At 61.9% G+C, this 22,746-nt stretch carries 16 protein-coding genes, 1 tRNA gene and 3 rRNA genes (1 of these 20 only partly in view); 14 read left to right on the top strand and 6 right to left on the bottom strand.

Features of this window, described 5'->3' with window-relative positions; translation table 11 throughout:
• The 11 genes from ACPW75_RS19635 to ACPW75_RS19585 all read left to right on the top strand — a co-directional run.
• Window positions 1-821: ribosomal RNA gene (locus tag ACPW75_RS19635) — 23S ribosomal RNA — on the top strand; it begins 2,068 nt to the left of the window's first position.
• Window positions 822-899: 78 nt separating this feature from the next.
• Window positions 900-1,014, top strand: a 5S ribosomal RNA gene (gene rrf, locus ACPW75_RS19630).
• Window positions 1,015-1,120: 106 nt separating this feature from the next.
• Window positions 1,121-1,196: transfer RNA gene (locus tag ACPW75_RS19625), tRNA-Thr, on the top strand.
• A 23-nt stretch (window positions 1,197-1,219) separates the two neighbouring features.
• Window positions 1,220-1,334, top strand: a 5S ribosomal RNA gene (gene rrf, locus ACPW75_RS19620).
• Window positions 1,335-1,488: 154 nt separating this feature from the next.
• On the top strand, window positions 1,489-2,460 hold the full coding sequence (gene ebgR, locus ACPW75_RS19615; protein ID WP_077095872.1) for a transcriptional regulator EbgR: 972 nt from the start codon (window positions 1,489-1,491) through the stop codon (window positions 2,458-2,460).
• 315 nt (window positions 2,461-2,775) lie between these two features.
• Complete coding sequence (gene ebgA, locus ACPW75_RS19610) at window positions 2,776-5,850, top strand: beta-galactosidase subunit alpha (RefSeq protein WP_077095871.1); 3,075 nt, start codon at window positions 2,776-2,778, stop codon at window positions 5,848-5,850.
• Window positions 5,847-6,302: a beta-galactosidase subunit beta gene (locus tag ACPW75_RS19605; RefSeq protein ID WP_043163429.1), complete on the top strand. Its 456-nt coding sequence runs from the start codon at window positions 5,847-5,849 to the stop codon at window positions 6,300-6,302. Before ebgA ends, ACPW75_RS19605 begins: the two co-directional genes overlap by 4 nt.
• Window positions 6,303-6,405: 103 nt before the next feature.
• On the top strand, window positions 6,406-7,851 hold the full coding sequence (locus tag ACPW75_RS19600; protein ID WP_043163427.1) for an amino acid permease: 1,446 nt from the start codon (window positions 6,406-6,408) through the stop codon (window positions 7,849-7,851).
• A gap of 76 nt (window positions 7,852-7,927) precedes the next feature.
• The gene (locus tag ACPW75_RS19595) at window positions 7,928-8,266 is read left to right on the top strand and encodes a tRNA-binding protein (protein ID WP_179101376.1); all 339 of its coding nucleotides are present in this window, start codon (window positions 7,928-7,930) and stop codon (window positions 8,264-8,266) included.
• Window positions 8,267-8,433: 167 nt separating this feature from the next.
• Window positions 8,434-9,870: an amino acid permease gene (locus tag ACPW75_RS19590; RefSeq protein WP_029305062.1), complete on the top strand. Its 1,437-nt coding sequence runs from the start codon at window positions 8,434-8,436 to the stop codon at window positions 9,868-9,870.
• Window positions 9,871-10,081: 211 nt separating this feature from the next.
• Complete coding sequence (locus ACPW75_RS19585) at window positions 10,082-11,053, top strand: bile acid:sodium symporter family protein (RefSeq protein ID WP_077095869.1); 972 nt, start codon at window positions 10,082-10,084, stop codon at window positions 11,051-11,053.
• Window positions 11,054-11,110: 57 nt separating this feature from the next.
• Here the strand turns inward: ACPW75_RS19585 and ovoA are convergent, their stop codons facing one another.
• Entirely contained in the window at window positions 11,111-13,261 is a 2,151-nt protein-coding gene (gene ovoA / locus ACPW75_RS19580; RefSeq protein WP_077095868.1) for a 5-histidylcysteine sulfoxide synthase, read from the bottom strand.
• A 364-nt stretch (window positions 13,262-13,625) separates the two neighbouring features.
• On the opposite strand from ovoA, the gene ACPW75_RS19575 reads away from it, so the two are divergent.
• Window positions 13,626-14,348, top strand: coding sequence for a head GIN domain-containing protein (locus tag ACPW75_RS19575; RefSeq protein WP_041217237.1), 723 nt, complete (start codon window positions 13,626-13,628; stop codon window positions 14,346-14,348).
• 53 nt (window positions 14,349-14,401) lie between these two features.
• Here the strand turns inward: ACPW75_RS19575 and fghA are convergent, their stop codons facing one another.
• Window positions 14,402-15,238, bottom strand: a complete 837-nt coding sequence (fghA, locus tag ACPW75_RS19570; RefSeq protein WP_029302433.1) for an S-formylglutathione hydrolase — start codon at window positions 15,236-15,238, stop codon at window positions 14,402-14,404.
• A gap of 49 nt (window positions 15,239-15,287) precedes the next feature.
• Window positions 15,288-16,415, bottom strand: a complete 1,128-nt coding sequence (locus ACPW75_RS19565) for an S-(hydroxymethyl)glutathione dehydrogenase/class III alcohol dehydrogenase (protein WP_005307638.1) — start codon at window positions 16,413-16,415, stop codon at window positions 15,288-15,290.
• Window positions 16,416-16,534: 119 nt separating this feature from the next.
• On the opposite strand from ACPW75_RS19565, the gene ACPW75_RS19560 reads away from it, so the two are divergent.
• Both ACPW75_RS19560 and ACPW75_RS19555 read left to right on the top strand, forming a co-directional pair.
• Window positions 16,535-17,440 carry a LysR substrate-binding domain-containing protein gene (locus tag ACPW75_RS19560; RefSeq protein ID WP_077095867.1) on the top strand — a complete coding sequence of 302 codons (906 nt, stop codon included), beginning with the start codon at window positions 16,535-16,537 and terminating at the stop codon, window positions 17,438-17,440.
• 116 nt (window positions 17,441-17,556) lie between these two features.
• On the top strand, window positions 17,557-18,759 hold the full coding sequence (locus ACPW75_RS19555; RefSeq protein WP_084865641.1) for an ISL3-like element ISAeme19 family transposase: 1,203 nt from the start codon (window positions 17,557-17,559) through the stop codon (window positions 18,757-18,759).
• Window positions 18,760-18,811: 52 nt separating this feature from the next.
• Here ACPW75_RS19555 and ACPW75_RS19550 read toward each other — a convergent pair whose 3' ends face one another.
• The 3 genes from ACPW75_RS19550 to ACPW75_RS19540 form a co-directional block, all read right to left on the bottom strand.
• Window positions 18,812-19,777, bottom strand: a complete 966-nt coding sequence (locus ACPW75_RS19550; RefSeq protein WP_024943032.1) for an ABC transporter permease — start codon at window positions 19,775-19,777, stop codon at window positions 18,812-18,814.
• A gap of 114 nt (window positions 19,778-19,891) precedes the next feature.
• Window positions 19,892-21,007: an ABC transporter permease gene (locus ACPW75_RS19545; protein WP_005307647.1), complete on the bottom strand. Its 1,116-nt coding sequence runs from the start codon at window positions 21,005-21,007 to the stop codon at window positions 19,892-19,894.
• A gap of 82 nt (window positions 21,008-21,089) precedes the next feature.
• The gene (locus ACPW75_RS19540; protein WP_029302435.1) at window positions 21,090-22,670 is read right to left on the bottom strand and encodes an ABC transporter ATP-binding protein; all 1,581 of its coding nucleotides are present in this window, start codon (window positions 22,668-22,670) and stop codon (window positions 21,090-21,092) included.
• Between the last annotated feature and the right edge of the window lie 76 nt (window positions 22,671-22,746).

Below are 22,746 nucleotides of genomic sequence, written 5' to 3'. Positions count from 1 at the left end.
TTGGCACTGAACATTGAACCTACATGTGTAGGATAGGTGGGAGGCTTTGAAGGCGTGACGCCAGTTGCGCTGGAGCCGTCCTTGAAATACCACCCTTGTATGTTTGATGTTCTAACGCAGGCCCATGAATCTGGGTCGCGGACAGTGCCTGGTGGGTAGTTTGACTGGGGCGGTCTCCTCCCAAAGAGTAACGGAGGAGCACGAAGGTTGGCTAATCCTGGTCGGACATCAGGAGGTTAGTGCAATGGCATAAGCCAGCTTAACTGCGAGACGGACAGGTCGAGCAGGTACGAAAGTAGGTCATAGTGATCCGGTGGTTCTGAATGGAAGGGCCATCGCTCAACGGATAAAAGGTACTCCGGGGATAACAGGCTGATACCGCCCAAGAGTTCATATCGACGGCGGTGTTTGGCACCTCGATGTCGGCTCATCACATCCTGGGGCTGAAGTCGGTCCCAAGGGTATGGCTGTTCGCCATTTAAAGTGGTACGCGAGCTGGGTTCAGAACGTCGTGAGACAGTTCGGTCCCTATCTGCCGTGGGCGTTGGATGATTGAAGGGAGTTGCTCCTAGTACGAGAGGACCGGAGTGAACGAACCTCTGGTGTTCGGGTTGTCACGCCAGTGGCACTGCCCGGTAGCTAAGTTCGGAATCGATAACCGCTGAAAGCATCTAAGCGGGAAGCGAGCCCTGAGATGAGTCATCCCTGACCCCTTGAGGGTCCTAAAGGGCCGTTGGAGACCACAACGTTGATAGGTGGGGTGTGTAAGCGCGGCGACGTGTTGAGCTAACCCATACTAATTACCCGTGAGGCTTAACCATACAACACCCAAGAAGTGTTTCGAGCCTTGTGACAAATACGAAACTACTTACATCAGCTTTCACAGATTGAAGAATTTGCCTGGCGGCCATAGCGCCGTGGAACCACCTGAACCCATGCCGAACTCAGAAGTGAAACGCGGTAGCGCCGATGGTAGTGTGGCATTCGCCATGCGAGAGTAGGACACTGCCAGGCATCAATTAAGCAATCACAGCGATGTGGTTGGTCGCGATACAACGTCAGGTTGTGTCGGACAAAAGATTTAGATAGCGCACACAGTGCGGTCTTTACCGGTTAGTGTGCTGATATGGCTCAGTTGGTAGAGCGCATCCTTGGTAAGGATGAGGTCCCCAGTTCGACTCTGGGTATCAGCACCATTATTGAAGTAGTAAAGCTTTTGCCTGACGGCAATAGCGCCGTGGAACCACCTGATCCCATGCCGAACTCAGAAGTGAAACGCGGTAGCGCCGATGGTAGTGTGGCATTCGCCATGCGAGAGTAGGACACTGTCAGGCACCTATTTAGAAGAGGCCTCCCATTCGGGAGGCCTTTTTGCATTGGAATTTTGCCGACCTGATGGGGTTCTTTTAGTAAAAATGCTGGGATGTCAGCACGTTGCCCGTTACTCTTGGTCTGGTATTGTCGGGAGTCATCGCCAGAGGAGTATGCATGGCCACGTTGAAGGAAATTGCACTGGAGGCGGGGGTTTCCCAAGCTACCGTGTCGCGGGTGCTCAATGAAGATCCGACGCTGAGCGTCAAGGAAGAGACCAAGCAGAAGATCTTCGAGATCGCCGAGCGGCTGGAGTACAAGACCAGCGGTGCCCGCAAAGGGGTTCACAAGAGCAAACTGCACTTCCTGGCGGTCTATGCCTACCCGCAGAGCACCGAGGTCAACGACCCCTATTATCTGGCCATCCGCTATGGCATCGAGACCCAGTGCGCCCGGCTCAACATCGAGCTGACCCACTGCTACAACGGTGCCGAGGGGCGCGATCTCTCCGCCGTCGACGGTATCCTGGTCATCGGACATCTGCCTGCAGAGCGTCTCGCCGCGCTCCACTCCCTCTCTGCCCAGCTGGTGTTCGTGGATTGCCGTTCTCAGGGGGACTTTGACTCGATTGACGTGGATCTGGCGCTGATCAGCCAGCAGGTAGTGGACTTCTTCATCGCCCAGGGACATCAGCGCATCGGCTATATCGGCGGCCAGGATGATGGCCCGGATCTGCGCGAGCTGGCCTTCCTCGACTACGGTCAGCGCCTCGGTGTGGTGCAGGAGAGCGATCTCTATCGTGGGGACTTCTCCAGCGCCTCCGGTTACAAGTTGGCCAAAGAGATGCTGGCGAGAGATTGGCCCAAGGCGCTGTTCGTTGCCTCCGACTCCATCGCCATCGGTGTGCTGCGTGCCATCCATGAGAAGGGACTGGCGATTCCCCAGCAGATCGAGCTTATCAGCGTCAACGATATCCCGACCGCCAAGTTCACCTTCCCGCCGCTCTCCACGGTGCGGATCCACTCCGAGTTGATGGGCTCCCAGGGGGTCAACCTGCTGGTTGAACGGCTGCGGGACGAGCGGGATATTCCACTCCGAGTGTTGGTACCGAGCAAGTTGACCCTGCGCGGCACCACCCGCTTATTTTAGTAAAAAAATCTGCTTTTTAGTCGCACCATCTTGCGGTGGTGCGACACTTCTCCCAAGCAAACATCTTTACCATGTCATCCCATGACGCCATATCATATTGTTTTATAGTTGATTTTATTCCAGTTTAGCCAGCTGTTATCAACATCCATGCCACTCCTCTATAGTTTGCTCTCCTTTATCTCCCGCTTCTGATCTCGCTCACAAAACCATCCATGCATTGTGATCAGGTTAAAACTTTACCGATCCAAAGCTGATATTTAGTAAATGTTTATCTAAGGTTTACCCAGTTAACGTTGCCTTGTTCCGGGAGGACATGTGAATAACTGGGAAAACGTCCAATTCGTTGGTGAAAACAGGCTGGCTCCGCGCGCCTACTTCTTCTCTTATGCCGACCACGCGCTGGCTGCCACCATGCAGCGCGAGCTGAGCCGCCGTTTTCTGAGCCTTAGCGGCCAGTGGCAGTTCCACTACTTCGAGCATCCCCTGCAGGTGCCGGAGGCCTTCTATCACAGCCCCATGAGCGAATGGGGCCAGATCACCGTGCCCAACATGTGGCAGATGGAAGGGCATGGTCAGCTGCAGTACACCGACGAAGGTTTTCCCTTCCCCATCGACGTGCCCTTCGTGCCGACCAGCAACCCCACCGGCGCTTATCAGCGCAGCTTCACGCTGAGCCCGGCCTGGGATGGCGAGCAGGTGATCATCAAATTTGACGGGGTGGAAACCTACTTCGAGGTCTATGTGAACGGCCACTACGTCGGTTTCAGCAAAGGCAGTCGCCTCACCGCCGAGTTCGATATCAGTGCCTACGTTAACATTGGCGAGAACCTGCTGTCGGTGCGGGTGATGCAGTGGGCCGACTCCACCTATATCGAAGATCAGGACATGTGGTGGATGGCGGGGATCTTCCGCGACGTCTATCTGGTGGGCAAACCGGCCGCCCATGTGCAGGACTTCTTCATCCGCACTGCGCTGGCCGATGACAATCAAAGCGCCACCCTGAGCTGCGACATTCAGCTGGAAAATCTGGGGGCGGCGGCCTCTGATCACCGTCTGGTCTGGTCGCTGCTGGATCAGGGCAGCGAGATCGCCAGCGGCTCGCTCGACCATCTCGCCATCGATGGCAAGTGTGATTGCCGCTTCACGCTGGATCTGGCCAATCCCCATCTGTGGAGTGCCGAAGACCCTTACCTCTATCAGCTGCAGCTCTCCCTCTACAACGGTCAGGGCGAGCTGCTGGAAGTGATCCCGCAGCGGGTCGGGGTGCGTGAAATCAAGGTCAAAGATGGGCTCTTCTACGTCAACGGCCACTACCTCAAGCTGCACGGGGTGAACCGCCACGACAACGACCACCTCAAGAGCCGCGCGGTCGGCATGGATCGTGTTGAACGCGATATCGTGCTGATGAAGCAGCACAACCTCAACTCTGTACGTACCGCCCACTACCCGAACGACCCGCGCTTCTACGAGCTGTGCGACCAGTACGGCCTGTTCGTGATGGCGGAGACCGACGTGGAGACCCACGGCTTTGCCAACGTCGGCGATCTCAGCCGTATCACCGATGACCCCTGCTGGGAGCCGGTGTTCGTGGATCGCATCGAGCGCCACGTGCACGCCCAGAAAAACCACCCCTCCATCATCATCTGGTCGCTGGGCAACGAGTCCGGCTACGGCTGCAACATCAGAGCCATGTACCAGCGTTGCAAGGAGCTCGACCCGACCCGGCTGGTGCACTACGAAGAGGATCGCGATGCCGAGGTGGTGGATGTGGTGAGCACCATGTATTCCCGCGTCTCCCAGATGAACTGCTTCGGCGAGTTCCCGATGGAGAAGCCGCGCATCCTCTGCGAATACGCCCACGCCATGGGCAACGGCCCGGGTGGCCTCAGCGAATACCAGCAGGTGTTCGACCGTCATCCCCACATTCAGGGTCACTACATCTGGGAGTGGTGCGATCACGGCATTCTGGATCAGGACGAGCAGGGTCGCCCCGTTTACAAGTACGGCGGCGACTACGGCGACTACCCCAACAACTACAACTTCTGCATGGATGGCCTCATCTATCCGGATCAAACCCCGGGGCCTGGCCTGCGCGAATACAAGCAGGTGATCTGCCCGGTCAAGGTGCGCGCTCTGGATCTGGCGAGCGGCAAGCTGGAAGTGGAAAACCGTTACTGGTTCTCCACTCTCGACGACATCCGTCTGCTGGTCGAGGTGAAGGCAGAGGGCGAACTGCTGGCCAGCCAGCAGATCCGGCTGGAAGGGGTGGCTCCCGGTGCCACCACCGAGCTGCAACTCGAGCTGCCCTCTTTAGATGGGCGGGAAACCTTCGTCCAGCTGCGGGTCATCAAGGCCAGCGCTACCCGCTACAGCGCGGCGGAGCACGAGCTGGGCCAGTACCAGTTCCAGCTGAAGGCATCGACTCGTCAGCTGCAGCCCTTTGCCAATCCCAATGCCACGGCGTTGCAGATTGCCGACGAGCGCCTCGCGCTGACCTTGAGCGGCAGCGGCTTCGCCCTGCGTTTCTCGCGCCTCGACGGCAAGCTGGTGAGCTGGCAGCAGGATGGCAATGAGCTTATCGAGCGCTCGCCGCGCCTCACCTTCTTCAAGCCGATGATCGACAACCACAAGCAGGAGTACGAAAGCCTGTGGCACCCGAATCACCTGCAGATCATGCAGGAGCACTTCCGCACCTTAAGCTGGCGCCAACTGGGTGATGCGGTCGAGGTGACGGTGGAGAGCCTGATCGCGCCGCCGGTGTTCGACTTCGGCATGCGCTGCCGCTACGTCTACACCCTGAGCCCGAACGGCCAGCTGCACGTAGCTCTGTCCGGTCAGCCCTACGGCGGTTATGACGACATCATTCCCAAGATCGGCTTCGAGCTGGGCATTCGTCAGGATCTCGACCGGGTGCACTACTACGGCATGGGGCCGGGTGAAAACTATCAGGACAGCCGCCAGAGCAACTGGATCGACAGCTTCCAGAGCACAGTCAGCGAGATGTGGGAGCACTACCCCTTCCCGCAGGACAATGGCAACCGCCAGCAGGTGCGCTGGGCGACCCTGACCAACCGCCACGGCGCCGGTCTCTACGTGCGACCCGATGCCCCCATCAACCTGAGCGTCTGGCCCTACAGCTGGGAGCATATCCACGCGGCGCAGCACATCAACGAGCTGGAGCCCTGCGGTTATCTCACCCTCAATCTGGATCACAAGGTGCTGGGGCTAGGCTCTAACTCCTGGGGCTCCGAGGTGCTGGACTCCTGGCGGGTGCGCTTCGAGCCGTTCAGCTTCGGTCTGACCCTGCTGCCCATTGCCCGTGGCAACCTCAATCCGGTTGCGCTGGCCGGGCTCGATCTCACCATCAACGGCGGGAGGAACCTCGCATGATCACCCTGGACAACCTGACCCTGTTCAAAAACATCTACCGGGAGGGCAAGAAGTGGGGCCGCTGCGTGGAGGCCATCGACAACCTGCCGAACCTCAAGCCCGGCATCTGCCACTCCATCGGTGACTCCCTCACCTACCGCTTGCAGGAGGGGGCCAGCCCGGCCACCTCACTGTTCGAGGGGCAGCGCCGCTACTTCGACGTTCACTACTACCTGGAAGGGGCAGAGACGGTGGAGTGGGCCCCCAAGTCGGAGTTGCAGGTCGAGCAGGCCTATGACGACACCACCGACCGCGAGTGGCTGGCTGGTGAGGTGCGCGAGCGCCAGCAAGTCGGCAACGGTCAGGTGGTGATCTTCGAGAACGACGAGGCCTACCGGTTCGCAGGCGACAGCCCGGTGCGCAAGCTGATCATCAAGGTCACCGTCGAAGGCGGCTACTTCAAAAACAAATAACAAGCCGCCGGTTCTGCACTGACAAAAGCCGGAAGGGCGGGGCTCACCCTACAACTAATGCCCCGCCCTTTCGCTGCAATAACTACAGGTCTGGAGATGCACCATGTCTGATTCCAAACGCAATACGATAGGCAAGTTTGGTCTGCTGTCGCTCACCTTCGCGGCGGTATTCAGCTTCAACAACGTCATCAACAACAACATCGAAATCGGTCTGGCCTCGGCCCCGATGTTCTTTCTGGCCACCATTTTTTACTTCATTCCGTTTTGCCTCATCATTGCGGAGTTCGTATCACTGAACAAAAACTCCGAAGCGGGGGTGTATGCCTGGGTGAAGAGTTCCCTCGGCGGTCGCTGGGCCTTTATCTCCGCCTACACCTACTGGTTCGTGAACCTCTTCTTCTTCACCTCCTTGCTGCCGCGGGTCATCGCCTACGCCTCCTATGCCTTCCTCGGCTACGAGTACATTCTCACCCCGGTGGCGACCACGGCCTTGAGCATGGTGCTGTTTGCCTTTGCCACCTACGTCTCCACCAACGGTGCCAAGATGCTGGGCCCCATCACCTCGGTGACCTCGTCCCTGATGCTGCTGCTGACCCTCTCCTACATCCTGCTGGCGGGTGCGGCACTGGTGGGCGGCGTGCAACCGGCTGACCCCATCACGGTAGAGGCCATGATCCCCGATTTCAGCTGGGCGTTCCTGGGCATCACTACCTGGATCTTTATGGCAGCCGGTGGCGCCGAGTCGGTGGCGGTCTACGTCAATGATGTGAAGGGGGGCTCCAAATCCTTCGTGAAGGTGATCATCGTCGCCGGGATCTTTATCGGGGTGCTCTACTCCATCGCATCACTGTTGATCAACGTGTTCGTCCACAGCGACACCCTGAAATATACCGGCGGCTCGGTGCAGGTGTTTGAAGGGCTGGCAGCTTACTTCGGCCTGCCGGAGATCCTGATGAACCGCTTCGTCGGGCTGGTCTCCTTCACCGCCATGTTCGGTTCCCTGCTGATGTGGACCGCGACCCCGGTGAAGATCTTCTTCTCCGAGATCCCGGCCGGCATCTTCGGCAAGAAGACGGTCGAGCTGAACGAGAACGGCGTGCCCGCCCGGGCAGCCTGGATCCAGTACCTCATCGTGCTGCCGCTGATGGTGATCCCGACCCTGGGCTCCAACACCGCGCAGGATCTGATGAACACCGTCATCAACATGACCGCTGCCGCCTCCATGCTGCCGCCACTGTTCATCATGCTGGCCTACCTCAATCTGCGTCTGAAGCTCGACCACCTGCCGCGGGAGTTCAAGATGGGTTCGCGCACCACCGGCATCGCCGTGGTGTCGGTGCTGATCGCCATCTTCTCGGTGGGCTTCCTCGCCTCCACCTTCCCGACTGGCGCCGACATCATGACCATCATCTTCTACAACGTGGGCGGCATCGTGATCTTCCTGGGCTTTGCCTGGTGGAAGTACAACCGATACGAGGCCTCCCTCAGCGCCGAGGCGCGTGCGAAAGAGGCCCAGCCGGCGGCGCAGGTTGCCATGCAGACGCCATAGGCACTGCATTGAATCCGAATAAAACCGGGTGGCCGTTGGCCACCCGCAAACCGTTGAACCAGAAAAGGAAAAGAGCATGAGCGAGACGATCGAGTTTGCCGAATTCAAGCGGGTCGAGATGAAGGTGGGCAAGGTGCTGGAGGTGGTGCGCCACCCCGGGGCCGACAAACTCTATATCGTCCAGATCGACGTGGGTGGCGAGCGGTCGCTGCAGACCGTCACCAGTCTGGTGCCCCACTACAGCGAAGAGGAGCTGATGGGCAGCGAGGTAGTGGTGCTGACCAACCTCAAGCCCACCAGGATGCGCGGCGAGCGATCCGAATGCATGTTGCTGTGCGCCGAGACCCCGGACGAGAGCCAGAGCGTGCTGTTGCAGCCGCGGGTGCCGATGGCGCCGGGCACACCGATCGTCTGACTGGTATTGCGAGCCGGTGCGGTGAGATTGCACCGGTTCAGCAACGAGGCCGTCCAAGCGGCCCGATCATAACAAGAGAGTAAAGCGCGGGGCCGACAGACCCTTGCCAAACACATCACAGAGTCACAGCGTTACCCGCAGGGAACGCGAGTCCACTGGAGGACACCATGTCTGAATCCGTACGCGGCACCATAGGCAAGTTTGCCCTGTTGTCGATGACCTTTGCCGCCGTGTTCAACGTGCGCAACATCGTCAACAACAACATCGAGCTGGGGCTCAGTTCCGCCCCCATCTTCCTGCTGGCGACCCTGGTCTACTTCATCCCGTTCGTCTTCATCATCGCCGAGTTCGTCTCGGCCAACAAAAACTCCGAGTCGGGCATGTACGACTGGCTCAAGAAACCGCTCGGCACCCGGATGGCCTATCTGGGCTCGTTTCTCTACTGGTTCGTGAACCTGTTCTGGTTCGTCTCCCTGCTGCCCAACGTCATCGCCTACGCCTCCTACGCCATGCTGGGCTATGAATACAGCTTCTCGCCCATGGTCACCTCGGTCATCTCCATCGTGCTGTTTGCGGCGGCGACCCACATCTCCACCAAGGGGGCGAGCTGGCTCGGCAAGATTGCCGAGATCGTGGCCTACGGGGTGTTTGCCCTGTTCGCCATCTATGTGCTGGGCGCCCTGATGGCTTTGAGTGGTGATCATGTACCGGCCCAGCCCATCACCCTGGAGGCGATGACTCCCACCGTCAACTGGGCGACGCTGGGCATCATGTGCTGGATCTTCCAGGCGGCGGGCGGTGCCGAGACGGCGGCTGCCTACCTCAATGACGTGAAGGGCGGCCAGAAATCCTTCATCAAGGTGATCATCAGCGCCGGCATCGTCATCGGTGCCATGTATGCGGTCGGTTCCCTGCTGGTGAACGTGTTCGTGCCGCGCGAGAGCCTCACCTATGCCGGCGGCATGGTGGAGATCTTCACCGGCATGGCCCAGTACTTCCAGCTGTCGGAGGCGCTGGTGGGCCGCTTCGTCGGCGTGGTGTTGTTCATCGCCATGTTCGGCTCCATGATGATGTGGACCTCGGCCCCGGTGAAGATCCACTTCTCCGAGATCCCGCAGGGTGTCTACGGCGAGAAGACCACCCAGCTCAACGAGCACGGCGTGCCGGTACGCGCCGCCTGGTGGCAGTTCGCCTTCGTGTTCGTGATGCTGGTGGTCAACGGCTTCGGCTCGGAATCGGTGCAGCAGATGATGAACACCGCCATCAATCTCACCGCCGGTACCGCCATGCTGCCGCCGATCTTCATCATGGTGGCCTACTTCGTGTTCCGCTGGAAACATGACGACACCCCGCGCGAGTTCCGCATGGGATCGCGCAAGTTCGGGATGGGGGTGGTGTCTGTGCTGATCGCCATTTTCGTGGTGAGCATGAGCGCCTCCGCCTTCCCGAGCGGGGTGGATCTGGTACGCGCCTTCTTCATCAACGTCTTCATGACCGCGGTCTTCTCGGCGCTGGCCTACTGGTGGATCTCCCGCTTCGAGAAGCGCCAGGCCCGCAAGCAGGCCACCGGCACCGCCGGCGGCAAGTTGGCCAAGCAGAGTTGAAGCACAAGGCTGGCCGGATCCGGTGGCCAGCCGGGCTTGCTTAATTTCCGGCAGATAAAGAGGGGTCGCTCAACTTTGCGCCTCCCGCTTATCGGGGTAAGCTGGGGATTCGTTTCAACAGGAGCTGTGCCACAGCTCCTGTTGTGTTTCCTGTCGTCCCCGATCACCGGCCCCGCGCGGGGACGGGATCTGCTTTCACCGGAGACCGCTCGTGCGTCTGGATCCCTTTACCTCTGTACTGATTGTGGTGGTCGCCCTGGCCTCCTTCTTCCCCTGCGAGGGGCAGGTGGCCGTCTGGTTCGGTCTGCTGACCAAGCTGGCGGTGGCGCTCTTGTTCTTCATGCATGGCGCCAAGCTGTCGCGCCAGAACCTGCTGGCGGGGCTCGGCCACTGGCGGCTGCATCTGGTGGTGATGGCCAGCACCTTCGTGCTGTTTCCGCTGCTGGGGCTCTTGCTCACGCCGCTGGTACCCCACTGGTTGAGCCCGGCCATCTACCTCGGTTTCCTCTACCTCTGTGCCCTGCCCGCCACCGTGCAGTCGGCCATCGCCTTCACCTCCATGGCCGGCGGCAATGTGTCGGCGGCGATGTGCAGCGCCTCGGCCTCCAGCATCCTCGGCATCTTCCTCTCGCCGGTGCTGGTGGGGCTGATGATCAATGTGCAGGGGGAGGGGGTCGATACCTGGCACTCCATTCAGGCCATCATGGTGCAGCTGATGCTGCCGTTTGTGGTGGGCCACCTGTCGCGCCCGCTCATCGGCCGCTGGGTCGACAGCCACCGGCCACTCATTGGCAAGCTTGACCAGAGTTCCATCCTGCTGGTGGTCTATGTGGCCTTCAGCGAGGCAGTGGTGCAGGGGATCTGGCATCAAGTAGGCTGGTACGATCTGGCCAGCATCGTGCTGCTGAGCTGCGTGCTGCTGGCGCTGGTGCTGGGCTGGAACATCTGGATCAGCCGCCGCCTCGGCTTCAACAGGGCGGACGAGATCACCATCGTCTTCTGCGGCTCGAAGAAGAGCCTGGCCAACGGGGTGCCGATGGCCAACGTCATGTTCCCGGCCACCAGCGTCGGGGTCATGGTGCTGCCGCTGATGATCTTCCACCAGATCCAGCTGATGGTGTGCGCCGTGCTGGCCCGTCGCTACCACGAGCAGGAGTCCGTGTCCCAGGTTCAGCAGGGGTAAGCGGTCCGGATAAAAAAGAGGGAGGCCATGGGCCTCCCTCTTTCGTTTGCCGCCTCGTCAGCGTTTGCGCCAGACGGTGAGCTGGGCCACCGTGTGCTGGTACTTGCGGGCGGTCTCGCGGATGACGAAGGGGACATCCCTCGGGGGCATCTGCTCCTCGAACTCCGCCGCCAGCAGCCGCTGTAGCGCCTGATAGGTGCCGAGGGCCTCGCCGTTCTCGCGCACACCGCCGAGCCAGTTGGCCTTGGGGGTGTAGTCGGTCAGCCAGGTGTAGGGGCTGGTGAGCACCAGCAGGCCGCCGCTGCGAAGGCGCGGAGCAATGTCCCGCAGGAAGCGGGCGGGTTCCCGCAGCCGATCGATCAGGTTGGAGGCGAGCACCAGGTCGTAGTCGCCGTACTTGGGCTTGAGGTTGCAGGCATCCCCCTGGCTGAAATGGATCCGCTCGCTCTGTTGGCGGCCGAGATCATGGCGGGAGAGCCGCGCCTCGCAATACTCCACCAGCTCCCCTTCCACCGGCACCGCGTAGCGGAAGCTGTCCTGGCTGGCGAGCGCCAGCGCCACGTCGATGAAGCGGGCCGAGTAGTCGACCCCGTCCACGTGGGCGAAGTGGCGCGCCAGTTCGAAGCTGGCACGGCCGGTGGCGCAGCCGATGTCGAGCGCCCGCTCATGGCGACCGCACAGCTCGCTGGCAAGGCCGGCCAGGGTCTGGGCATAGTTGGCGACCCCGAAGTGGGTCGGCCCGTACTGGAAGTCGAGATACTGAGCGACGAGCGTGTCGGTCTCGTAGGGGTTGACGACGACCGGCTCCTGATAGCGGGAGACCAGATAGCGGAAACCCGCATGCTGGAAGAAGTGACGGCGGAAGGCGTAGCGGGAGGACTTGAGCGCCTCGTTGCCGGTGCTGATCCAGCTGCCCCCCTTGATCAGAGTGTGTTTGCCGTCGAAGGTGGGTGTGGAGAAGTCGTCGTAGAGGGGATGCACCTTGAACCCCTCGAAGCCGTCGATGGCGGTGCTGGTCCATTGCCAGACGTTGCCCACCAGATCGAAGAAGCTGCCCTGCGGGCAGGCATCCACCGGACAGGACGACGCGAAGCGGGCCAGATTGATGTTGCCGGGCGCCTCGATCCAGTCCGGCTGATCGCCGGTCAGCTGTTCGCGCAGCAGCATCCACTCCGCCTCGCTCGGCAGCTGGACGGGCAGGCCGGTCTGGGCTGCCTGCCAGCGACAGAAGGCGGCGGCCTCCAGCTGGTTCACCTCCACCGGCCAGTCCCAGGGCATAGGGACCTGCTCGGTCATCAGCCGCAGTTGCAGTTGCTCGGGTTCGAGGGGATCGCCGACCCAGAAGGTGGGCATGCGGGCCCTGGCATACTGGCGCCAGCCCCAGCCTTCGTCATCCCACCAGGCGCGGTTCTCGTAGCCACCCGCCTGCACGAAGTCGAAAAATTCTGCGTTGCTCACCAGCATGCGGCTGGCCTGGAAGGGGGCCAGTTCGATGTGGCGCTCGCCGTATTCGTTGTCCCAGCCGTAGGTGGCGTCCTGTTTGCCGAGCCGCACCCGGCCGCCGGCCACCGGCAGCAGGGTGTTGGCGGGCACCTCGTCACGGCGATGGCGCGCCTCGGGGCACACCGGCCACTGGGGCTGGCTGCTCACCCAGGCCAGCGGCAGCTGGCGGATCAGCACGCTGGAGGTCTCGAGGTGGATGCGTTCGTGCTCTATCCCCATCAATATGACCCAGGCCGGGCTCTGCCAGTCGATGGGCAGGGTGAGCGGCATCCGTTCGATGAAATCACACACCAGGGCGCGCACCTGGCCGCGATAGTCGCGCAGCTCGCTGACGGCGGGCCAGTCGTAGTGGGTCTCGTCCAGATCGTCCCAGCTCATCTCGTCCACCCCGATGGCGACCATGGCCTCGATGCGGGCGTCGAGCCGACCCTCGATGAGGCGGGCCGCCAGCAGCTTGTTGATGAAGAAGGCGGCGGTGTGGCCGTAGTAGAAGATGAGCGGGTGGCGCAGGGGGATCGCCTTGTCAAACCAGGCGCGTTCGTCGGCCAGGCAGTCGAACAGTGAGTCGTAGAGATCGAAGGTCTGGCAGAAGTAGGCGAGCAGCTCGCGGCGCTTGTGTTCGGGATCGCTGCCGGTCAGCAGCGGGGTACGGGTCGGTTCCGGCAGGCCGGTGGCGGTGGAATAGAGAAGAGTGGCTTGGGTCACGCTCTGACTCCTTGTTGGCAGTGAAGACTGACAAGACAGTGGTAATGGCATTACCGCAATGGAGAGCTTTGTACGCACAAGGTACCACTATTGGCTCAACAGACCGGCTCGGCAACCAAAAACTTCCACGGCTTGTCAGCATAGCGACCCCGCGAACGGCTCGCCAATCGGTCGTCCACCTGCCCGTTCGGGGATGGTCAGATTCGCCAGATTATGGTCTGAATGACTCTCCACTTGTTGTGCTCATGTGGCGTAAAAATAGATATTTTATTTTAAATCATGCAGTTGATTAACTGGCGCAGGCTTTGCACTGGATGCTGACCAAGGGGCCACGACTGGCCAATACACAATGAGGAGAGTGGCGATGAAATGGATGATGGGCGTGGTGCTGGCGGTCGGACTCAGCGGGTGCAGCTGGCTGGATGATACCCGGGTGAGCGGGGCGGGGGCCGTGATCGAGCAGCAGCACGGGGTGGGCCGGCAGGTGACCCGGGTGCTGGCCGGGGTGCCTGCCAGCGTCCATCTGGTGGCCGGCGAGCCGCGCGGATTGCGCATCCGTGGGCAGGAGAACCTGCTGCCCTACCTGGTGCTGAGCGAGCGGGGCGACAAGCTGGAGATCGAGGTGAAGGACGGTTACCGGCTCGACCCGACCGAGCCGCTGGAGATCACCATCACCCTGCCCGCGCTCCATGAGCTGGCGCTGGCAGGGGTCGCCAACGGCGAGCTGCGCGGCTTCAAGGGGGAGGCGCTGGTGCTGTCGGTGGCCGGGGTCGGTGACATCATCGCCGACGGGCTCGAGCTGGATCGGCTGGAGGGCAACATCGCGGGCGCAGGCAGCCTGGATCTGGGGAACAGCACGGCCAGGGCCGTCGAGCTCAACATCGCTGGCTCGGGGGATGTGCTGGGGGCCGAGCTGAAGGGACGTGAGGTGGAGGTCAATATCGCCGGCAGCGGCGACGTGGAGGTCAGGGCCCAGGATCGGCTCAAGGTGGGCATCGCCGGCTCGGGCTCGGTCAGCTACTGGGGCGATCCCGTGCTGCAGAGCGAGATCGCCGGCTCCGGCGAGGTGAGCCGGCAGGGCAGCTGACTGGTTTTGTCCACCGACCAGAAAAAAACAGGCCCGTCACGGGCCTGTTTCGATCAGAGGTGGCGGGCGTGAAAGCGCAGGTGCGCCTCGATGAAGCTCGCCACGAAGTAGTAGCTGTGGTCGTACCCAGGGTGGCGGTTGAGCTCCAGCGGCCACTCCTTGCCGGCGGCCGCATCGGCCAGAGCGTCGATGTGCAGCTGTTCGGCCAGGAAGGGATCGTCCAGCCCCACGTCCACCAGGGTCGGCAGCGGCGTCACCGGGTGGTGGCGCAGCAGCTGGCAGGCGTCCCACTCCTGCCACAGCAAGGGGTTGTTGCCGAGGTAGGCGCCGAGCGCCTTCTGACCCCAGGGGCAGCGGCTCGGGTGGCTGATGGGGCTGAAGGCCGACACCGAGCGGTAGCGACCGGGTTCGCGCAGGGCGGCGATGAGCGCCCCGTGGCCGCCCATGGAGTGGCCGCTGATGGCGCGTTTCGTCGAGACCGGGAAGTGGGTCTCGATGAGCTCGGGCAGCTCGCGGGTGACGTAGTCGTACATCTGGTAGTGATCGCGCCAGGGATGCTGGGTGGCGTTGACGTAGAAGCCGGCGCCCATGCCGAGATCGTAACCGGGGTCGTCCGCGACGTCTTCACCGCGCGGGCTGGTGTCCGGCGCTACCAGGGCGATACCGAGCTCGGCGGCGATGCGCTGGGCGCCCGCCTTCTGCATGAAGTTTTCATCGGTGCAGGTGAGGCCGGAGAGCCAGTAGAGCACGGGTACCTTCTGGCCGGTGAGGGCCTGGGGCGGCAGATAGATGGCGAAGCGCATCTCGCAACCCAGCACCTCGGAGGCGTGGCTGTAGCGCTTGTGCCAGCCGCCGAAGCTCTTGTTGCTGCTGATTATGTCCAGATTCATCGGGGGAACTCCTGCACCCCGCCCACGGTGGCGGGCGGGGTGATCATGCTCAGTAGTGGATGACGCTGCGAATGCTCTTGCCTTCGTGCATCAGATCGAACGCCTCGTTGATCTGCTCAAGTCCCATGGTGTGGGTGATGAAGTCGTCCAGCTTGAACTCGCCCTGCATGTAGCGCTGCACGTAGCTCGGCAGCTCGCTACGACCGCGCACGCCGCCGAAGGCGCTGCCGCGCCAGACCCGGCCGGTGACCAGCTGGAACGGACGGGTGCTGATCTCCTGGCCGGCGCCGGCCACGCCGATGATGACCGACTCGCCCCAGCCTTTGTGGCAGCACTCCAGCGCCGCGCGCATCACCTTGACGTTGCCGATGCACTCGAACGAGAAGTCGACGCCGCCGTCGGTGAGCTCGACGATCACCTCCTGGATGGGCTTGTCGTAGTCGTTCGGGTTGATGCAGTCGGTGGCGCCCAGCTTGCGGGCCAGTTCGAACTTGCTCTCGTTGATGTCGATGGCGATGATGCGGCCGGCCTTGGCCAGACGAGCGCCGATCACTGCGGAGAGGCCGATGCCGCCCAGCCCGAAGATGGCGACGCTCTCACCCTCTTTCACCTTGGCGGTGTTCATCACGGCGCCGATGCCGGTGGTGACGCCGCAGCCGAGCAGACAGACCTCTTCCAGCGGGGCGGCCGGGTCCACCTTGGCGATGGAGATCTCGGGCAGTACCGTGTACTCGCTGAAGGTGGAGGTGCCCATGTAGTGATAGATGGGCTGGCCATCCTTGGAGAAGCGGGTGGTGCCGTCCGGCATCAGCCCCTTGCCCTGGGTGGCGCGGATCTTCTGGCACAGGTTGGTCTTGCCGGATTTGCAGAACTTGCACTCGCCGCACTCGGGGGTGTAGAGCGGGATCACGTGATCGCCAACCTTGACGCTGGTGACGCCCTCGCCGACGGATTCGACGATGCCGCCCCCCTCGTGACCCAGGATGCAGGGGAAGACCCCTTCCGGATCTTCACCGGAGAGGGTGAAGGCATCGGTGTGGCAGACGCCGGTCGCGACGATGCGCACCCGCACTTCGCCGGCTTGGGGCGGCATGACCTCGACTTCTTCGATGGAGAGGGGCTGGCCCGGGCCCCAGGCGATGGCGGCCTTACACTTGATGCTTTGAACCTGTGCCATGACGGATGTCCTTATTGTTGAGCAGGGTGAGGAGAATGGGTTCGGACATCCAGTGTAGTTTCCCGCTTATTTGGTGATAATAAGGCAAAATCTGAAATCACTTTTACAGACAGGTAATAATGTTCGGCTGGGAAGGGATCTGTGAATTTGTCAGCGTGGCGGAGCAGGGGGGATTTACCCCGGCGGCGCGCAAGCTGGGGGTGTCGGTGGCGCAAGTCAGCCGGCAGGTGGCACAGCTGGAGGATCGGCTGCAGGCCAAGCTGCTGCTGCGCACCACCCGTCAGGTGCGGCTCACCGAGCTCGGCGAGATCTATTATCGCCACTGTCGCCAGCTGCTGGACAACCTCTACGAGGCGGAGCTGGCGGTGGGGCGTCATCAGGCGGTGCCGCAGGGCACCCTGCGCATCACGGCCCCGGTCTCCTACGGCGAGAGCCGCATCGCCCCGCTGGTGAACGACTTCATGGTGCGCTTTCCCCAGCTGGAGGTGACCCTCAACCTCACCAACCAGCTGCTGGATCTGGTGCACGAGGGTTACGATCTGGCACTGCGACTCGGCCACCTCAAGGACTCCAGCCTGGTGGCGCGCAAGCTGGCGCAGCGGGTGCCCTATGTGTGCGCCTCGCCCGCCTACACCGCCCGCCACGGCATGCCCAACAGCCTCTCCGAGCTCACCCGCCACACCTGCCTGGTGGGCAACAGCGACGAGTGGCACTTCACCCTGGATGGCCGCTCCCACAGCGTGCGGGTGCACGGCCTGCTGCACTGCAACAGCGGCCACGCCCTGCTGGATGCGGCGCTCAAGGGGATCGGCATCATCCAGCTGCCGGACTACTACGTGAGCGACCACCTGGCCCAAGGCGAGCTTATCGAGCTGCTGCCCGAGCTGCGGGCGCCGGCGGAGGGGATCTGGGCCCTCTATCCCCACAACCGCCACCTCTCCCCCAAGGTGCGGCTGCTGGTGGACTATCTGACGGAGCGGCTGAGCGATCCCCATCAGCCCGCGCTGGTGCGCCCCGTTGGCTGAGTTCAGCTGAATAAAAAAGGTTCTTCGCGGGATCTTGGGGAAGTGGAAGTTGACAGACAGGGTGCTGGTAAACTGGCTGTCTCCAAACACACCACCACCATCACCCTGCTGTCGCCGTGCATCATATTGATATTGCCTCCTTCTGGCCAGGTTATACCGTCATCGCCCAAGCGCTTTCTGCCAACCATCACACCCTGTTTACCCTTGAGCCTCGCGCCGACCTGTTGCCCCGTTGTCGCCGATGCCTGCAACCCACGCCATTGATCCACGACCAACGTATCCGCCGGGTGCGTGAGCGAGACCTATTTGACCGACAAGTCTGGTTACAACTGCCTGTTCGCCGCGTCGACTGTCTGCGCTGTGGTCGCGTCAGTGAACATATCGACTGGCTCCCCTCTGGCTCCCGCCTCACCCGGCGCATGCAGTGCTGGATTGAAGCGCTCGTTCAGTACCTCCCCATCCGCCATGTCAGCCAGCTCACCGGGGTCGGTTGGCACACCATCAAGGAGATCGACAAGCGCCGTTTGCAGACCAGTGTGGGCACCATCGAACTTGGGGAGGTGCGGCGGCTGGTGATGGATGAGTTTGCCCTGCACAAGGGACACCGCTATGCCACCGTGATCATGGATGCCGAGCGAACCCGCGTCCTGTGGGTGGGGCACGGCAACAGCCGGGCCGCTATCCGTCCCTTCTTCGAGCAGCTCGGCGAGCGATGCCAGCAGATTGAGGCGGTGGCGATGGACATGAACACGGCGTTCGACCTGGAGGTGAAGCAACACTGCCCGCAGGCGGAGGTGGTCTACGACCTGTTCCACGTGGTGGCTCGCTATGGCCGAGAGGTGGTGGACCGGGTGCGAGTGGAGCAGGCGAATGCACTGAAAAGCGATAAACCGGCGCGAAAAGTGGTCAAAAGTGCGCGTTGGTTGCTGCTACGTAATCGGGCGAAGCTGAGTGAAAAACAGGATGTGAAGTTGCAGGAGCTGTTGGCGGCGAATCAACCGCTGGCGATGGTGTACGTGCTGAAAGAGGCGTTGAAGGGCATCTGGTATGCGCCGAGCGTGTGGGAAGGATGGCGACGATGGCGGAGCTGGATGCGGCAGGTGAAGGAAAGCGGGCTAGCGCCGCTGCAACGATTTGGTCGAAATTTATCGAAATATATGCGGGGGATCCTGGCGAGTGCAAACTACCCGATGCACACGAGTGTGCTGGAAGGGGTGAACAACAAGATCAAAGTGATAAAGCGTATGGCATATGGATTTAGGGACTCAGAATACTTTTTTCTGAAAATCAAGGCGGCCTTCCCCGGAAAGCCGCGATGAACCATAAAAAAGGCCCGCATGTGCGGGCCTTTTGCATGGCATGAAGGGCGGACTATTCCCGCTCTTTGACGTAGGGGGTACCGAGCGCCTTGGGTGCCACCGCCTTGCCGATGAAGCCGGCCAGCAGGAACACGGTCAGGATGTAGGGCAGCGCCTCGATGGCCTGCACCGGGATCGGGAAACCGCCGATGCTGACCCCTTGCAGCCGGATGGCGACCGCATCGAGGAAGCCGAACAGCAGGCAGGCCGCCATGGCGTTCCAGGGACGCCACTTGCCGAACACCAGCGCCGCCAGCGCCATGAAGCCCTTGCCCGCGCTCATGTTGGGGATGAACTGGGCAGTCTGGGCCACCGCCAGGTAGGTGCCGCCGATGCCGGCCAGCAGGCCGCCGATGATGAGCGCGGTGTAGCGCATGCGCACCACAGAGATACCGGCGGTATCGACCGCTGCCGGTGCCTCGCCCACCGCCCGCAGGCGCAGGCCGAAGCGGGTACGGAACAGCACCCACCAGGCCAGCGGCACGGCGGCGAACGCCACGTACTCCAGCAGGGAGTGGCCGCTCAGCAGCTCGCTGTAGAGCTGGCCAACGACAGGCACGTCATACAGCTCCTTGGCATAGGGCAGGTCGATGGGGGCGAAGCGGGCCGCGCCGGACAGTGCCGGGGTCTGACCGCCTTGATCAAACCAGTAACGACCCAGGGTGACGGTCAGGCCGGCCGCCAGGATGTTGATGGCCATGCCGCTCACCACCTGATCACCACGGTGGGTGATGGTGGCAAAGCCGTGCATCAGGGCGAACAGGATGGAGACACCCACCCCGGCACCCAGCCCAATCCAGGCAGAGCCGGAGACGGCTGCCGCCGCCGCGCTGGCGAACGCCGCCGCCAGCAGTTTGCCCTCCAGGGCGATGTTGACCACCCCGGAGCGCTCGCAGAACATGCCGGCCATGGCCGCCAGGATCAGCGGTGGCGCGGTGCGGATGGTAGCATCCAGCATCAGGATCAATATTTCAAACATGGCTTATGCTCCCTTCTGCTCGCAGAACATTCCTGTCATCCATGGCCGCCAGAATGAGTGGTGGCGCGGTACGGATGGTGGCATCCAGCATCAGGATCAGAATTTCGAACATGATCAGGCCCCCTTGACTTGCGCAGAGCGGTTGGCAAACGCCAGATAGAGCTGCTCGATGCGCGGACGCATCATGTGCTCAAGGGCGCCACAGAAGAGGATCACCAGACCCTGCAACACCACCACTATGTTGCGGTCCACCCCGAACTCGAAGCTGAGCTCGGCGCCGCCCTGATAGAGGAAGCCGAACAGCAGGCTGGCGATGATGACGCCGACCGGGTGGTTGCGCCCCATCAGCGCCACCGCAATGCCGGTGAAGCCGAAGCCTTCCACGAAGTTGAGCTTGATCTGGTGCAGTTCACCCTGCAGCACGTTGAGGGCGAAGAAGCCCGACAGCATGCCGGAGATCACCATGGCCAGGATCACCACCTTGGGATAGGAGATACCGGCATAGGCGGACGCACTCTGGCTGGCGCCGACCGAGCGGATCTCGTAGCCCCAGCGGGTATGCCAGATGAAGACCCACACCAGGGCCGCGCAGAGCAGTGCCCAGAAGAAGCTGATGTTGAGCGGGCTGTTCGACATTTCCATGCCGAATGCTCCCGCCAGTTCGCTCATCTTCGGCAGCCAGCTCGCCTCGGCAAACACCTTGCTCTCGGTGGCCATGGAGCCCGCCGGCTTGAACACCTCGACCAGCAGGTAGGCCATCAGGGAGGCGGCGATGAAGTTGAACATGATGGTGGTGATGACGATGTGGCTGCCGCGCTTGGCTTGCAGCCAGGCCGGGATGAAGGCCCAGGCCGCACCGAACAGGCCGCCGGCGATGATGGCCAGCGGTAGCAGCAGGGCGAACGGCAGGGAATCACCCAGCAGCAGACAGACCAGACCGACGCCGAGGCCGCCGATATAGGCCTGCCCCTCGCCACCGATGTTGAACAGACCGGCGTGGAAGGCCACCGCCACCGACAGACCGGTAAAGATGAAGCCGGTCGCGTAGTAGAGGGTGAAACCGACCCCTTCACCGGTGCCGAAGGCGCCGTACCACATGATCTCGGCGGCATCGACCGGGTTGATGTCGAGGTAGTAGAACAGGATGGCCGACACCAGGAAGGCCAGCAGGATGTTGACCGCGGGCAGTACGCCCACGGAAATCCAGGCAGGAATACGTGCTTGGCTCATGGGCGAGCCTCCTTGGCAATCTGGTCGGAGACGGGGGGGTTGACCATCAGCAGGCCGAATCCGTTACAAGTGGCTGTGACCTTCATGATGTGGCTCCTTGTGATTGGCTTGCCGCCACCTCGTCAGGAACTATGTTTGCCATCATCAGACCGATGGTGCGTTCATCCGCCTTGGCGGCATCCAGCTCACCGACGATGCGACCGTCGGCGATGACCAGGATGCGATCAGAGAGGCTCATGATCTCGTCCAGCTCCACCGAGACCAGCAACACGGCTTTGCCCTTGTCGCGCATGGCGATGATCTGCTGGTGGATGTACTCGATGGCGCCGATGTCGACCCCGCGGGTCGGCTGGCCGATCAGCAGCACATCCGGGTCCTGCTCCACTTCCCGGGCGATCACCAGCTTCTGCTGGTTGCCGCCGGAGAAGTTGGCGGTCTTGTGCTCGGGATGGGGCGGGCGCACGTCCCACTTGTCCATCTTGGCCTGGCAATCCTGCAGGATCGCCTCCTTGTTCTGCAGCCAGCCCTTGTTGTACTGGGGGCGGCGGTGATAGCCAAGGATAAAGGCCTCTTTCGCCTCGAAGCGGTTGATCAGCCCCATCTTGTGTCTGTCTTCCGGCACGTGGCCGAGACCGAAGTTGCGCACCCGCTCCGGGTCGGCCGGGTGGCTCACGCTCACTTCGTGGGCCTGACCGCCGCCGGTGATGGTGAAGCTGCCCTTGCTGGGTTTGAGGATGCCGCCGAGCAGGCTGAGCAGCTCGGACTGGCCGTTGCCGGAGACGCCGGCGATGCCGACCACTTCACCGGCCCGCACCTCGAAGCTGACGGATTTGACCCGCTCCACCCTGGCGTCGTCCACATAGCTGAGGCCATCGACCTTGAGCTTGGCGTCGCCCGGCTGGGTCGGCCCCTTGTCGACCTTGAGGCGCACCTTGCGGCCCACCATCAGTTCGGCCAACTGCTCCTTGTCGGTATCCTTGGTGGCGACGTGGGCCACCATTTCACCCCGGCGCATGATGGAGACCTGATCCGTGATGGCCAGGATCTCGCGCAGCTTGTGGGTGATGAGGATGATGGTGGCGCCCTGATCGCGCAGCTTCTTGAGCACCTCGAACAGATGATCCGCCTCTTGCGGGGTCAGAACCCCGGTCGGCTCGTCCAGGATCAGGATGCGGGCGCCGCGATAGAGCGCCTTGAGGATCTCGACCCGCTGTTGCAGGCCCACCGGCAGATCCTCGACCTTCTCGTGCAGCGGCACTTCGAGACCATAGTCCCGTGCCAGTTCGCCCAGCAGCTTTTCGGCCGCCGCCAGGCTCTTGCCCAGGTGCCAGCCGTTTTCCGCGCCGAGGATGACGTTTTCCAAAACCGTGAAGTTGTTCACCAGCATGAAGTGCTGGTGCACCATGCCCACGCCTGCGGCAATCGCATCTTGTGAGCCATGGGGTTTGAACGGGTTGCCGTCGATGAACATCTCGCCTTTGTCGGCGTGGTAGAAACCGTAGATGATGCTCATCAGGGTCGACTTGCCGGCGCCATTTTCGCCGACGATACCGTGAATGCTGCCTTTACGAACCTTAAGGTCGATCTGCTTGTTGGCGTACACTTCGCCAAACCGCTTATCGATACCCCTTAATTCGATGGCATAGCGATCTGTCTGGTCCATGATGCAGTCCTTGCGGGTCATGAAAAGAGACTAAAAACCGGCCCGTGCGGGCCGGTCGTTGGGTTGAGAGTAGTAG

This window comes from Aeromonas sp. FL131 (genome assembly GCF_049860615.1).
In the GTDB taxonomy this organism is placed as follows: domain Bacteria; phylum Pseudomonadota; class Gammaproteobacteria; order Enterobacterales; family Aeromonadaceae; genus Aeromonas; species Aeromonas hydrophila.
This window is presented reverse-complemented; position numbering and strand designations above follow the sequence as displayed.